At 45.4% G+C, this 11,715-nt stretch carries 15 protein-coding genes; 6 read left to right on the top strand and 9 right to left on the bottom strand.

What is annotated here, in order from left to right:
• Positions 1–26 precede the first annotated feature (26 nt).
• The 7 genes from QUA40_RS25415 to QUA40_RS25385 all read right to left on the bottom strand — a co-directional run bounded on the left by QUA40_RS25415 (position 27) and on the right by QUA40_RS25385 (position 3,413).
• Positions 27–494, bottom strand: coding sequence for a transaldolase family protein (locus tag QUA40_RS25415; RefSeq protein WP_333131030.1), 468 nt, complete (start codon positions 492–494; stop codon positions 27–29).
• Between the two features lie 14 nt (positions 495–508).
• A complete protein-coding gene (locus tag QUA40_RS25410) occupies positions 509–1,090 on the bottom strand; it encodes an antibiotic biosynthesis monooxygenase (protein ID WP_333131028.1) in 582 nt (193 codons plus the stop codon).
• 310 nt (positions 1,091–1,400) lie between these two features.
• Complete coding sequence (gene ycaC, locus QUA40_RS25405; protein ID WP_333131027.1) at positions 1,401–2,042, bottom strand: isochorismate family cysteine hydrolase YcaC; 642 nt, start codon at positions 2,040–2,042, stop codon at positions 1,401–1,403.
• A 249-nt stretch (positions 2,043–2,291) separates the two neighbouring features.
• Complete coding sequence (locus QUA40_RS25400) at positions 2,292–2,429, bottom strand: hypothetical protein (protein WP_333131025.1); 138 nt, start codon at positions 2,427–2,429, stop codon at positions 2,292–2,294.
• 21 nt (positions 2,430–2,450) lie between these two features.
• Positions 2,451–3,050, bottom strand: coding sequence for a class I SAM-dependent methyltransferase (locus tag QUA40_RS25395; RefSeq protein WP_333131023.1), 600 nt, complete (start codon positions 3,048–3,050; stop codon positions 2,451–2,453).
• Between the two features lie 9 nt (positions 3,051–3,059).
• Positions 3,060–3,194, bottom strand: coding sequence for a hypothetical protein (locus tag QUA40_RS25390; RefSeq protein WP_333131021.1), 135 nt, complete (start codon positions 3,192–3,194; stop codon positions 3,060–3,062).
• Between the two features lie 33 nt (positions 3,195–3,227).
• On the bottom strand, positions 3,228–3,413 hold the full coding sequence (locus tag QUA40_RS25385) for a hypothetical protein (protein ID WP_333131020.1): 186 nt from the start codon (positions 3,411–3,413) through the stop codon (positions 3,228–3,230).
• 664 nt (positions 3,414–4,077) lie between these two features.
• On the opposite strand from QUA40_RS25385, the gene QUA40_RS25380 reads away from it, so the two are divergent.
• Together QUA40_RS25380 and QUA40_RS25375 are read left to right on the top strand one after the other, a co-directional pair.
• Positions 4,078–4,755: an SRPBCC family protein gene (locus QUA40_RS25380; RefSeq protein ID WP_333131018.1), complete on the top strand. Its 678-nt coding sequence runs from the start codon at positions 4,078–4,080 to the stop codon at positions 4,753–4,755.
• A gap of 242 nt (positions 4,756–4,997) precedes the next feature.
• On the top strand, positions 4,998–5,372 hold the full coding sequence (locus QUA40_RS25375; protein WP_333131016.1) for a signal peptidase I: 375 nt from the start codon (positions 4,998–5,000) through the stop codon (positions 5,370–5,372).
• Here the strand turns inward: QUA40_RS25375 and galK are convergent.
• Positions 5,362–6,441: a galactokinase gene (gene galK / locus QUA40_RS25370; protein ID WP_333131014.1), complete on the bottom strand. Its 1,080-nt coding sequence runs from the start codon at positions 6,439–6,441 to the stop codon at positions 5,362–5,364. The two genes, QUA40_RS25375 and galK, sit on opposite strands and share 11 nt — an antisense overlap.
• Positions 6,442–6,620: 179 nt before the next feature.
• Here galK and rsmA point away from each other — a divergent pair, with 179 nt between their 5' ends.
• Positions 6,621–7,460 carry a 16S rRNA (adenine(1518)-N(6)/adenine(1519)-N(6))-dimethyltransferase RsmA gene (gene rsmA / locus QUA40_RS25365; RefSeq protein WP_333131012.1) on the top strand — a complete coding sequence of 280 codons (840 nt, stop codon included), beginning with the start codon at positions 6,621–6,623 and terminating at the stop codon, positions 7,458–7,460.
• 223 nt (positions 7,461–7,683) lie between these two features.
• On the opposite strand, the gene QUA40_RS25360 is transcribed toward rsmA, so the two are convergent.
• Complete coding sequence (locus QUA40_RS25360) at positions 7,684–9,237, bottom strand: ATP-binding protein (protein ID WP_333131010.1); 1,554 nt, start codon at positions 9,235–9,237, stop codon at positions 7,684–7,686.
• Between the two features lie 90 nt (positions 9,238–9,327).
• On the opposite strand from QUA40_RS25360, the gene ispE reads away from it, so the two are divergent.
• From ispE to QUA40_RS25345, 3 genes are all read left to right on the top strand, one after another.
• Positions 9,328–10,305, top strand: a complete 978-nt coding sequence (gene ispE / locus QUA40_RS25355) for a 4-(cytidine 5'-diphospho)-2-C-methyl-D-erythritol kinase (RefSeq protein WP_333131008.1) — start codon at positions 9,328–9,330, stop codon at positions 10,303–10,305.
• Positions 10,306–10,487: 182 nt separating this feature from the next.
• Positions 10,488–10,835 (top strand): DUF3082 domain-containing protein, encoded by a 348-nt coding sequence (locus QUA40_RS25350; RefSeq protein WP_333131006.1) that lies wholly within the window; start codon positions 10,488–10,490, stop codon positions 10,833–10,835.
• Between the two features lie 74 nt (positions 10,836–10,909).
• Positions 10,910–11,536 (top strand): DUF488 domain-containing protein, encoded by a 627-nt coding sequence (locus QUA40_RS25345; RefSeq protein ID WP_333131004.1) that lies wholly within the window; start codon positions 10,910–10,912, stop codon positions 11,534–11,536.
• Positions 11,537–11,715: the final 179 nt, after the last annotated feature.

Genomic DNA, 11,715 nt, shown 5'->3' with positions numbered 1-11,715 from the left:
ATGCAGTTCACGCTTCTGTTGACGCTCTACCTATTATCCTCTCTGGATAGCACTTTTACACAACCGGGATGCTCCCCTGGGATTCTGAGCATTAAATTACGCCAGCCGATTGAATCCCAAAGGATTTGAGCTTCAGCGATCGCACTTTGGGCCTGGAATAGCGAGTGAGGAGGGAGATCGACTTGAACATAACCATCTCCACCGCGAGTCTGAGAATGGGTTTGTTTCAGTAAGTCGGCTGCTAATTGTACGTCTCGTCTGATTAAATAATCGTATTTATGCCCAGCGGAGCACTTGATATTTTGGTTGGCTAGTGTACTGAAGTCGATCGCGTATTCCTTCGCTTCAATTGCAGCTTGCGAGCTTTGAAAGTTTGAAAGCACTCCTCGTAGTCCATGGTCATTAATGTAGTGCTGCAACTTGCCATTGGTAATCCAGCTTCGCTCAAAATTATTATCCCGCCAAACCGATTGTCCCCGTCGTCGTAGCGCCACAAATTCATATCATTTTATGGAAGGGGATATAGCCATTTGCGGAATAATTGTGTTAAGCGCGGCATGATCAAATAGGTGAGTAGGATAACAGTCAGACCTGTGATCATCAGAGATGTGAGCAAGGCAGGAAGCCCTGATAGTAGCGGTAGCAGCAAACGATTGAGAATAGAAATGGTAACAAACACTCCCAACCATGTAACTAACGCCATTTTGTAGCGAGGGGGTGGAGCCTTCATCGATTTATTGGGCAGCGTAAACCAGGTTTCCAATCCGGTGAGGGTTTGAATATCTTCTGGCTTTTCAATCAATGGCTGCAATCGCTCAATCCACTCTCGCCGAACATCACATTCAAGCCATGTCTTGAGATTGTCGTAGCAATCGAACTTGAGAATGACCACGTACTCAGGATGAGCGTGATCGTGGGGTCGAATAGTGCTGACACCCAGATGTCCCTTGAATTTTCGTGCATCTGCGGCGATGCCATGAAACCATGCTTCGTAACCTTGGTCGCGCCCCGGTTTCACGATATGAGAGATCACAGCGGTGACTAGATAGTTGTCTTCATTGCTATTGCTCGCCAACGGTTCTTCCAACATAGAATTTAGAGAATTAACTGAGAGAAAAGTTTTATTCAGAACAACCACCCTAGAGGCACCAAATTGCTCGGCAATTTTCGGCAGCACGTGTTGAAACAGAAGGGAGATTAACGAATGGGATCGAGAAGGTTTGGCATGAGATGAAATGACTAGAAAAAGACTTACAATCCTTGACAAGAGCTATTAAAAACACCCTCTACCTGACTTACAACCAAGTAGTTGTCACCGCTACGTTCCACCTAAAATTCATAACCTAACGATGACAATATTAACTCAGTTACACAAGCTAAATAAAGTAGGCGCTTTCTCACTACTTATTGGGAGATCCAGCATTTGCGTTTGCTGCATAGCTGGTCATCAGGTTTTTGTAGTCAGGAATAAACTCTGCTAAGAGACTACCCAGTCCTTCAATATCGTTGCGCCAGTCACGGTGCAATTCACACACAACGCTAAACCAATTGACCAACTGAACTCCAGCACGAGACATTCGATCCCAAGCTGCATAGCGACAGGCTTCATCGAAGGTTCCAGAGGCATCGGTGACAACAAAAACCTCATAACCTGCCTCTAATGCCGAAAGCGCACAAAAAGTAACACATACATCAGTGACAATTCCGGCCACGATCAATTGCTTCTTGCCTGTTGCTTCTACTGCTTTAACAAAGTCCTCATTGTCCCAAGCATTGATTTGTCCGGGACGGGGAATAAAGGGAGCATCTGGAAACTTCTCCTTCAGTTCAGGCATGATGACTCCATTGGGGCCTTGCTCAAAGCTAGTTGTCAAAATTGTAGGCAGGTTGAAAAATTTGGCTGCACTTGCCAGCGCCAGCACATTATTTTTGAAGTCGGCGGCACCAATATCACGCACAAGTGAGAAGAGTCCAGTTTGGTGATCGACCAGCAAAACCGCAGCATTATTCTTGTCTAGACGGTTGTATTTGAATGTAGACATGAGGTATTTCTCCTATTTGGGTTATGGGTGAATGAGGAATTACAGAATGGAGTCCAGAATCAGAAAGCCTTGAGTTGTACAACTGAAATGTGATTTTTTATTAAAAGCGAAACGTCTATTTCCTCTAAATGGCTTATGGCGTAATCTGTTGCGGCATGAACTCAGTTTGCAAAATCTTACCAAATTTCACCACTCAAGATCCGCAAGTTAAGCGCTGAGTTAACGCGATCGCCCTAATCTCGACACACGTTACACCAACACCCCTAACGCTTTCAATGTCGATTTCTGAGCATTCCTCAATCCCGTTGCCCCTTGAATATTCATGCCTTCATACAGTCGATCGCCCCTCAACCTCCTAATACAGCCACCAGTTACGACATCCCACACTTTAATGGTGCGAATGATAAATTAGGTCTTTTGGGCAATTATATAAACATGATTTTCAGGATACTGGTCATATTCGAGATGGCGGCAGGTGCAATGATGCTCAACCAGAATTTGCAGGAAAGTATCTACACCCAAAGTGCTGTAATCAAAGTCTTGACCTTGAAATGCTCCCGAAACCTCGCGGATTGTATGTCCGCCGCCACAAGTGAACAGGATCACTCCATTAGGTTCAAGCGCATGGCATAGCTTTTGTATCACAGGCGCTTGCTGGTTGATTGGCAGATGAAACGTGCTATCCCACGCTGCAATCAGGCTGTAAAGTTTCGGTGGCAGCCAATCACAAATGTCTTCCCGGTAAAACGTGATTTCTGGATGTAGCCGCTGCGCTAAATCGATCATTTCCCTAGAAATATCAAGTCCTTCAGGCTGAAATCCATGCTGGGATAAGCTGTTGATAAAACGCCCGCTGCTTCCACACCCGACATCAAGTGCTGCGTGTTGCTTAGAAGTAAATTCGATCGCCCGTTCTAATTGGGCAATCCCGTAGGTTGAATCTTGATGCTCAGTTTGCCACCATTGGGCAATTCGGTCGTAGCGGGCCGATGTATCATTTGGCTCCATAGAGTCACCTCATAAGTGTCGATCGAGATTTTCAGCACAATTAAAATCTTTCTCCACGGTACACACAGACTGCGCGATCGCCCCTAACCCTCTCAATGTCGCTTTTTGAGCGTTTGTTAATCCCGTTACGGCTTGAATATTCATTACATCTTGAACACTACCAAATTTTTCAATATTTCAATTTCGGGCTGTCAGTGGGAAAGTCGCAATTTCGGTTGCAGATTCTGGCAGAGGGGGGCGCAGACAAAGATAAACTAGCGGCCCTAACAGCGGAACTAGAGAGACTGCCCAAAAAATGCGATCGTCCGCGAGTCCGCGGCGTGCCATGTCGTCTCCCAGAAGAGAGGGAAATATTACAGCCATCAAGCAACAATCCCAAGTTATTAAATGCACAATAGGGGTTAATTCCTTCTAGCTGGAATTTGAGCATTTTTTCAATAACTGTTAACGTTCAGGGCTGAGCGAGAGGAGCTAGCAGTAAGGTGTAGGCAATAAATGTTGCCCACAGCAACCCCAGAAACATTTTTGGTTTCATCAGATATAACGAGTAGTTGAACCTGACTCAACTAAATTATCGTAAAGTAGCAGCCGAGTTAGCGCCGTCTATCTTAGGTCATAAGCAGTTCGATTAGAACAGCCGCTGCAAACCCCGTTTTAGTCCGGGGATGAAAGGCTCTACAGCAGGCGATCATTACTTTAGGCAGACGCAGGAGCCGCGCCAGGGGAGATACATTTTAAAGAATCTGTGGTTTTCATTACAAAACCCTTTATAAAAGGAGTTTCAGCGGTGAACTTAATATCTGTAGAGGATCTCAAAGCGCTTGTACAACAATCTGCTGGGTTGTTCGTCTCTATTTATATGCCAGTCGCTCAATGAACAGAAATTCACCAAAATCCGATTCGGTTCAAAACTTTAATCAGAGAGGCTGAAGACAAAATAGAAGAGTACGGATTTGACAAAAAAGAAGCTGGGGAATTGCTAGAGCCAGATTAATTTACCACGTTTAAACTAATGGAATCTAATTCAATGACAAATTCCGACAAACAAAACCAAAGTAGCAACGGCGATACCGAACGCTGGGCATCTTTAATAGGTGGCGGGGCGCTGGTGCTTTTTGGTTTGTCGCAGCGTTCTTTGAGAGGTGCTTTGCTGGCGGTTGCGGGCGGCGGTTTAGCGGCGCGCGGGCTGGGGGTTGTGGAGGGTTTGCAGTCGGCCACAGATCCCAATCAAAGCATTAAAGTTGAAAAGACGGTGACGATCGACAAACCGGCTGCTGAATTGTACCGTTTATGGCGCAATTTTGAAAATTTGCCTCGGTTTATGAAGCATCTCAAACACGTTACGGTCATCGATGAAAAACGTTCTCACTGGATTGCCAGCGCGCCGATGGGCAATAGTGTGGAATGGGATGCAGAGATTGTCCGCGAAGAAGAAAATCGCTTAATTGCTTGGGCGTCTGTGGAAGGGGCTGATGTTGACAATTCGGGTTTTGTGCGCTTTCAACCTGCATCTGCGGGACGCGGTACTGAGGTAAAAGTTGTCATCGAATACAACCCTCCGGGCGGTGCAATTGGTGCTGGCGCTGCTAAACTATTTGGCGAAGCTCCCGAACAGCAAATTGCCAATGATTTACGTCGCTTTAAGCAGTTGATGGAAGCTGGGGAAATAGCTACGACGGAAGGTCAATCTTCCGGCCGCAAGTAATAAGTTAGATGGTGTCCCTCGATCTAACTCACCCAAGATCACTATTCTCAAGAACAGGCATCTTGCCTGTTCCACAAAGAGTGAATTTCTTGTGGGGTGGGCATCTTGCCCGCCCGCAAGATGCCTGTTCCACAAAGAGTGAATTTCTTGTGGGGTGGGCATCCTGCCCGCTTAGAAAAAGCTTATTGAAAATGGGGCAAGATGTCAGATATAACCATCTTTGTTGTTTACCGGATGAGCTGATGTCATCTCAAGTGGTTTTTGGAAATGCGGGCGCTGAAGGCGCAAGTCGTGGGGGGTGGTTTGCGGGTCACTTTATTACTCCTGAAGACGACGCGCGATCGACTTCTGTTTTAGAGGTAAAATGGGGCACTCACCCCGCCGGAGATTGTAGAACTCAGTGGGCGGTAAATGCGGAAGCCACCACGCTTTCTATCCTGGTAAAAGGGCGGTTTCGCCTGCAATTTCCTGAGCAAGAAATATTGCTGTCTCGCGAAGGAGATTATGCTCTCTGGCTACCGGGAGTGCCTCATTATTGGTCGGCCGAGGAGGATTCGGCGATCGTCACTGTGCGCTGGCCTTCCCTGTCGGGAGATAGTTCTGGCGTTAAGAATTAACTTTAACTTCGGGAACCAAAACGCCGCCAGTATAACCCGCGCGCTGGTAGCGATCGATCGCCTCTGATGCGATAACACCCGCTTTCCCACTCTCCACCAGCGCTACGCAAGCACCGCCAAAACCTCCGCCCGTCAGCCTTGCGCCGAATACTCCGGGAATTGACTGCAAGATTGCCGCCAGCGTGTCTACTGCAGGCACCGAAACTTCGTAGTCGTCGCGCTGACTGGCATGGGAAGCATTCATTAACTCGCCAAAACGTTTTGCTGGCAAAGATTTTACCGCTTCGAGTACGCGGTTGTTTTCGGTAATGACGTGCCGCGCTCGCTTTCTGAGAGGTTCCGGCAATACTTCGACAGCTTGGGGGTCGGCGATATCCCTAAGAGCTTTAACTCCCAATATCCGCGCGGATTCCTCACACTCGGCGCGCCGCTTGTTGTATCCGCTTCCTGCTGCGAGTTCGTGGCTTTCGCCACTGTCAATTATTAAAATTTCTGTGTTTGTGGGAAAAGGTATCGGGCGGCATTCGAGGCTGCGGGTGTCGATAAATAGCATGGTGTTGGTGTCTGCTAGACTCGACGCCATTTGATCCATGATCCCACAGTTCAAGCCGGCATATCGGATTTCGACTTGCTGTCCGATTTGAGCTAGCCGCACGTCGTCTAGGGGCAGGTTCTGCAGCGCGCGCAGTCCTCTGAGGGTTGCTATTTCTAAAGCGGCGCTGCTGGATAAACCGGCTCCGATCGGCACATTGGAGGTAATGTACAGATTTATGGGCGGTATTTTGTATCCTTCTTTTTCTACAAGTTTCAGGCAGCCACAGATATAACTGACAAATTTTTGCGGTATGGTATCGTCGTCTGAATAATTTATGAGTTCGTCATATTCTGCTGAATAAAAATGGTGTCGATCGTCACTGCTGAAGCCGATTTGTACTGTTGTGCGCTGGGGAATCGCAGTTGGAAGTACAAATCCATCGTTGTAGTCTGTGTGTTCGCCCAGTAGGTTTACTCTGCCGGGGGCGCTGGCTGTGGTTTTGGGTAATGTACCAAATACTCGTTGGAATTTCATTTTTGGGGAATTGGTAATTGGGAAGAAATTAATTTATTTTTTATCGTTTATTTTTTATAGTGCCAATGTTTTTTGGTTTATTCAACCCCTGTTAACAAAAATAAACATGACTGTAGGTTAGGAAAAGATATTGAGCTGTGATAGAATGAAAGGCTAAGATTTCTCCAACAATTCAAACAATGCGATCGACCAGACCCCGAAAACAGTTTGCTCAACATTGGCTCAAAAGCGAGAAAGCCTTAGATAAGATTGTGAAAGCGGCTTCTTTGGATGGCGATCGCGTCCTCGAAATTGGGCCGGGTACGGGGATTCTGACTCGGCGTTTGCTGCCTGCGGCTGAGTCTGTTGTTGCTGTGGAGATCGATCGAGATTTGTGTCTCAAGCTAGCCAAACAACTCGGCAAAACCGACAATTTTTTACTGCTGCAAGGCGACTTCCTGGAAATGGACTTAGATGCTGAACTAACGGTCTTTCCCAAATTTCAAAATCCCAATAAAGTTGTTGCCAATATTCCTTATAATATTACCGGCCCGATCCTGCAAAAACTGCTGGGAACGATATCGGTTCCTGCTGCTAAACCCTTCGAGTCGATCGTGCTGTTAGTGCAGAAAGAAGTGGCCCAAAGGCTTTACGCTAAACCGGGTTCGACAGCTTTTGGCGCTTTGTCCGTGCGGGTGCAGTATTTAGCAGAATGCGAGTTAATTTGCGATGTGCCCTCTAAAGACTTTTTTCCGCCGCCAAAAGTCGATTCTGCCGTGGTGCGGCTGGTTCCGCGACAGATAGAAACTACGGCGGTTAATCCGCGCTATTTGGAGAATTTAGTGAAGTTGGGTTTTGGTAGCAAGCGCAAAATGCTGCGGAATAATTTGAAAGGGGCTGTGGATTTAGATAAACTGGTTCAACTGCTAGAAGAGTTAGAGGTAAATCCTCAATCTCGCGCAGAAGATTTAAGCGTGGCTCAATGGGTAAGTTTGAGTAATAAGATTATGTCCAGTCAGATAAATCTTAATAATTTTTAGTTAGGTGTTCCGTCCTCTCCCTCTTGAATAAGGACTCTTAGTCCTGAATAAAAACAGCTTTTTTATAGATTATCGACAGGACTAAATATAGTTTTTTACCTCAAAGTATGTCGGTGCGAAACGAAGTGTGATACAGCCATAAATTAATTATTAAGGAATGTTGAGTCTGGAGTAATTATCCGATGTCTAGTGCAACAGAACCGGGAAGGTTAGGCAGTTAAATTTAGGTGGTTTGTGCATTTTTTAAGGTGTATTTCAGCCTCATGGGAATTTTAATAATAAATTCCGTACCTTTCCCCGGTGCCGAAATACACTGCAATTCGCCTAGATGTCTTACGGTGATAATTTGATAGCCTATCGATAAACCCAACCCTATGCCTTTTCCTACTGGTTTAGTGGTAAAAAAGGGATTAAATAAGTGCTTTATCACCGATTCTGTTATTTCGGGGCCGTTGTTGCTAATTCCGATTTCTACCACTTCACTGTCTAAAAGTTTGGTAGAAATTTTGATGAGGCGGGGATTACCTTCATTGGCTGCAATCGCCTCGCTGTGGCTGTCTTCTTCTAAAGCATCAATAGCATTAGCCAGGATATTCATAAACACTTGATTTAGCTGTCCGGGATAGCACTCTATTGGGGGTAGATTGCCATATTCTTTGATCACTTCAATGCTCCATAAACCTGGCTGAGCATTCAATCTACTTTGCAAAATCATCAGTGTACTGTCAATTCCTTCATGAATGTCGGCTAATTTCATTTCTGCTTCGTCATGGCGAGCAAAAATTCGCAGCGACTTGACAATACCGAGAATGCGCTCGGCGCCATTTTTCAGAGAAATTAATATTTCTGGCAGGTCAGAAATGATAAAATCTAAATCTACAGACTTGAGTTTTTCTTTAACTTGGGGTAGGGGATTTGGATAGTGCTCTTGATAAATATTTACCAGTTCTAGCAAACTATCGGTATACTGGCGCACGTAAGTAACATTGCCGTAAATAAAGTTAATCGGATTGTTGATTTCATGAGCAACACCAGCGACCAATTGCCCTAAAGATGACATTTTTTCGCTCTGAATTAGCTTTGATTGAGCCTGCTTCAATTCACACAAGGCTTCTTCGAGCTGTTGAGTTTGAGACTGTAACTCTGCCGTGCGTTCCTCAACTCGAATTTCTAATTCATCTTTAGCTTTTTGTAGTGCAGATTCTGCTAATTGGCGCTCGACAATTTCAGCTTCTAGGAGTCGGTTGGCGAATTCTAACTGTTGAGTTTGAGACTTTAACTCTGCCGTGCGTTCCTCAACTCGAATTTCTAATTCATCTTTAGCTTTTTGTAGTGCAGCTTCTGCTAATTGGCGCTCGACAATTTCCGCTTCTAGGAGTCGATTTGCGGATTCTAACTGTGCAGGACTGGGAAGTGCTAGGGCTTGAGGGATTAAGTCTACCAAAAGTATGGCTGTAGCAAATGAAATAATGGCAGTAATTGCTTTCATTGTTCCTGAAAGCCAATAGGTAGGATGCCAAAGTGTCCAGAGTTCAAATATGTGAGTGATGCCACAGGCGACGATAAAGGCTCCAAACAAGGCAAAGATCCAATCAAAGGGCAAATCTTCGCGTTGGGAAATAAAATAAACCAATGTAATCGGGATGGAAAAATAGGCGATCGCAATTATAGAATCTGAGGCAACGTGAAGCCAGACTAACTGGGTCTGCCAGAGGTAGCAGTGACCGTGAGGAATAAATGACCCGGAACTAAAAAAAGTTTTCCACATTTCCTGCATAATATTTCCTTTGAGTTGTGAGAAAATGGACGGGGACTGGTGTCAATTAATTTCAACCAGGGGTTTCTTTCACCTGCGGCTTAATCACCTATGCGTTCATATTCTCTGCTAGCTTCAGCAAAAATCAATCTGTATTTGGAAATCATAGGCGATCGCCCCGACGGATATCACGAACTGGCGATGGTACTTCAAAGCATAGATTTAGCCGATCGAATTGACTTGCGCGCGATCGGTACGGACACGATTCGCGTGCGCTGCGATCACCCGCAAGTCCCTCCTGATAAGAATAACCTGGCCTACCGGGCGGCGGATTTGTTGGCGAAGCAATTCCCCGATGCTTTGGCGAAATACGGCGGAGTCGAGATTGCCATTCACAAGCAAATTCCAGTGGCGGCGGGGCTCGCAGGCGGTTCTGCAAATGCGGCCGCGGTTTTAGTCGGGATGGATTTGCTGTGGCAATTGGGACTTACTCACTCGGAGTTGCAAGAATTGGGGGGAACTTTGGGTTCGGATGTGCCTTTTTGCATTGCGGGAGGTACGGCTTTGGCAACTGGTCGCGGAGATAAACTGTCGCCGTTGCCTGATTTGGGGGGCTTTTCTGTGGTGTTGGCCAAGTACCGCAATCTCAGTATTTCTAGTGCCTGGGCGTATCAAACTTATCGCCAGCAGTTCAGTAGTTCCTATTGTGCAGCGGAAGATTTGGAGTGCCGCCGGCAACGACTACATTCGGGCCCGATGGTGGGGGCGATCGCCCAAAAAGATCGATCGAAAATTGGCCAATTGCTACACAACGATTTAGAAAAAGTTGCTTTGCCCGTGTACCCGCAGGTGTTGCAGTTGCGGCAGGCTTTTGAGTCGGCGGGGGTTTTGGGAACGATGATGTCGGGATCGGGGCCTACGGTGTTTGCGCTGGCGGAGTCTCCAGAGCAGGCTCAGCAGGTTTTAGAACGGGTTAAAAGTGCGATCGCTTCTCCAGATTTGGATTTTTGGGTAGCAAATTTTAGCAATACTGGAATTCGGATTTTTTCGGAGGGAAACGAGACGAAACCGCCGATTGCGAGGGTATAACTCGAAAATGGTGCGATCGCAATCCGAGTAAAATGCGTCTAACAGGCGATGGTCAAGATGAATCTAACTTTGCGTAGAGTCTATTGAGATCGAAGAACTGATAAAATGCCATAAAACACCGATTTTAGTTTTGGTGAATTAACCATAAATCTAAAATCTAAAATCTAAAATCTAAAATCGCAATGGCTGATTTAACTAATCCTAATTCTAGTTCTCAACCTCCAAGTTCTGCTGGGGATGCTTTGCCGCCAAAGTCGCCGACGGTATTGCGGTGCGTGACTGGTTCACTGATCGCTAGCGCGTTCGCTTTTGGTTTGTATTCGCTAACTATGTCGATCGCTCTAAGTTTTGCTAGCAAGCCGGTGCATTCCAGCAATATTACTGTGCTTAAAATTAGTGTCGCCGTGCGAACTTTGGTAGTGGGAATGGTGGCTTTGGGTACGGGCGTTTTTGGGCTTGCGGCTGTCGGTTTGATGCTGCTGGGTGTGCAAATTTTGATTCAAAATTGGGTAAAAAAAACCACAGCTTGAAGTCTACAGGTTGACAGAATTTGGCTGCACAAACTCTCCTTCGCGCAGGCGGACTGAATAGTAAAATCTAAGCAATGGAATTATTTACGATCGGACACTCCAATCTGAGTATTGAAGCGTTTGTTTTGCTGATGCAACAACACGGAATTACGGCGGTTGCGGACGTGCGATCGCATCCTTTCAGCCGCTATTTACCTCATTTTAATAAATCAGAAATTAAAGCTTCTCTGTCAAGTGTGGGCATTCAATATGTTTTTTTAGGAAAAGAGTTGGGCGCGAGACCGGAGGATTTAAGCTGTTACGATACTAGCGGTAAAGCTTTATACGATCGCATAGCAGCAACTCCTTTATTTTCAGCAGGAATTGAGCGCTTACTCAAAAACGCAGCCAATTATAAAATTAGTTTAATGTGTGCGGAAAAAGACCCGATTACTTGTCACAGGACTATTTTAGTTTGCCATAAACTCAGAGAATTTAATTTACAAATTAATCACATTCTGTCAGATGGCAATTTAGAATCGCACCAGCATTTAGAAGAAAGACTTTTGAGCAAGTTTAACAAAGGCAAAAAAACTGAGGAACCCATTCAGCTAAGCTTGTTTGAATTAGAGCCTCAAGTTAAACAGGAAATAGTTGATTTAGAAACAGCTTATTATCGTCACGGATTGGAAATCGCTTATGTCACAAAAAAAAGCAATTAATTGACAAAATCTGTCCTTGTTTGCGAATTTTACTCACGAAAATATTTACATTTATGCACGCAAAACCTCATTATGTAGCGTGCGCCATGCTCACCTTAGTGCTATATAGTCATTTCAAATAAATGTGAGACAGAGGCAAGATCATGATAAAATCGATAAAAATAGTTAATTAGAAAAAA

The organism is Microcoleus sp. Pol11C3, assembly GCF_036701485.1.
Taxonomy (GTDB): domain Bacteria; phylum Cyanobacteriota; class Cyanobacteriia; order Cyanobacteriales; family Microcoleaceae; genus Microcoleus.
Note: the sequence above shows the minus strand (reverse complement) of the source record. Positions and strands in the feature narration are given on the sequence as shown.

Excerpts from the sequence above, each read along its gene's own strand:
- QUA40_RS25385 (WP_333131020.1), bottom strand. The coding sequence starts at position 3,413 with ATGGCTGTAATATTTCCCTCTCTTCTGGGAGACGACATGGCACGCCGC.
- QUA40_RS25375 (WP_333131016.1), top strand. The coding sequence starts at position 4,998 with ATGTCATCTCAAGTGGTTTTTGGAAATGCGGGCGCTGAAGGCGCAAGT.
- ycaC (WP_333131027.1), bottom strand. The coding sequence starts at position 2,042 with ATGTCTACATTCAAATACAACCGTCTAGACAAGAATAATGCTGCGGTT.
- rsmA (WP_333131012.1), top strand. The coding sequence starts at position 6,621 with ATGCGATCGACCAGACCCCGAAAACAGTTTGCTCAACATTGGCTCAAA.
- QUA40_RS25395 (WP_333131023.1), bottom strand. The coding sequence starts at position 3,050 with ATGGAGCCAAATGATACATCGGCCCGCTACGACCGAATTGCCCAATGG.
- QUA40_RS25390 (WP_333131021.1), bottom strand. The coding sequence starts at position 3,194 with ATGAATATTCAAGCCGTAACGGGATTAACAAACGCTCAAAAAGCGACA.
- QUA40_RS25350 (WP_333131006.1), top strand. The coding sequence starts at position 10,488 with ATGGCTGATTTAACTAATCCTAATTCTAGTTCTCAACCTCCAAGTTCT.
- QUA40_RS25380 (WP_333131018.1), top strand. The coding sequence starts at position 4,078 with ATGACAAATTCCGACAAACAAAACCAAAGTAGCAACGGCGATACCGAA.
- galK (WP_333131014.1), bottom strand. The coding sequence starts at position 6,441 with ATGAAATTCCAACGAGTATTTGGTACATTACCCAAAACCACAGCCAGC.
- QUA40_RS25360 (WP_333131010.1), bottom strand. The coding sequence starts at position 9,237 with ATGCAGGAAATGTGGAAAACTTTTTTTAGTTCCGGGTCATTTATTCCT.
- QUA40_RS25345 (WP_333131004.1), top strand. The coding sequence starts at position 10,910 with ATGGAATTATTTACGATCGGACACTCCAATCTGAGTATTGAAGCGTTT.
- QUA40_RS25410 (WP_333131028.1), bottom strand. The coding sequence starts at position 1,090 with ATGTTGGAAGAACCGTTGGCGAGCAATAGCAATGAAGACAACTATCTA.
- ispE (WP_333131008.1), top strand. The coding sequence starts at position 9,328 with ATGCGTTCATATTCTCTGCTAGCTTCAGCAAAAATCAATCTGTATTTG.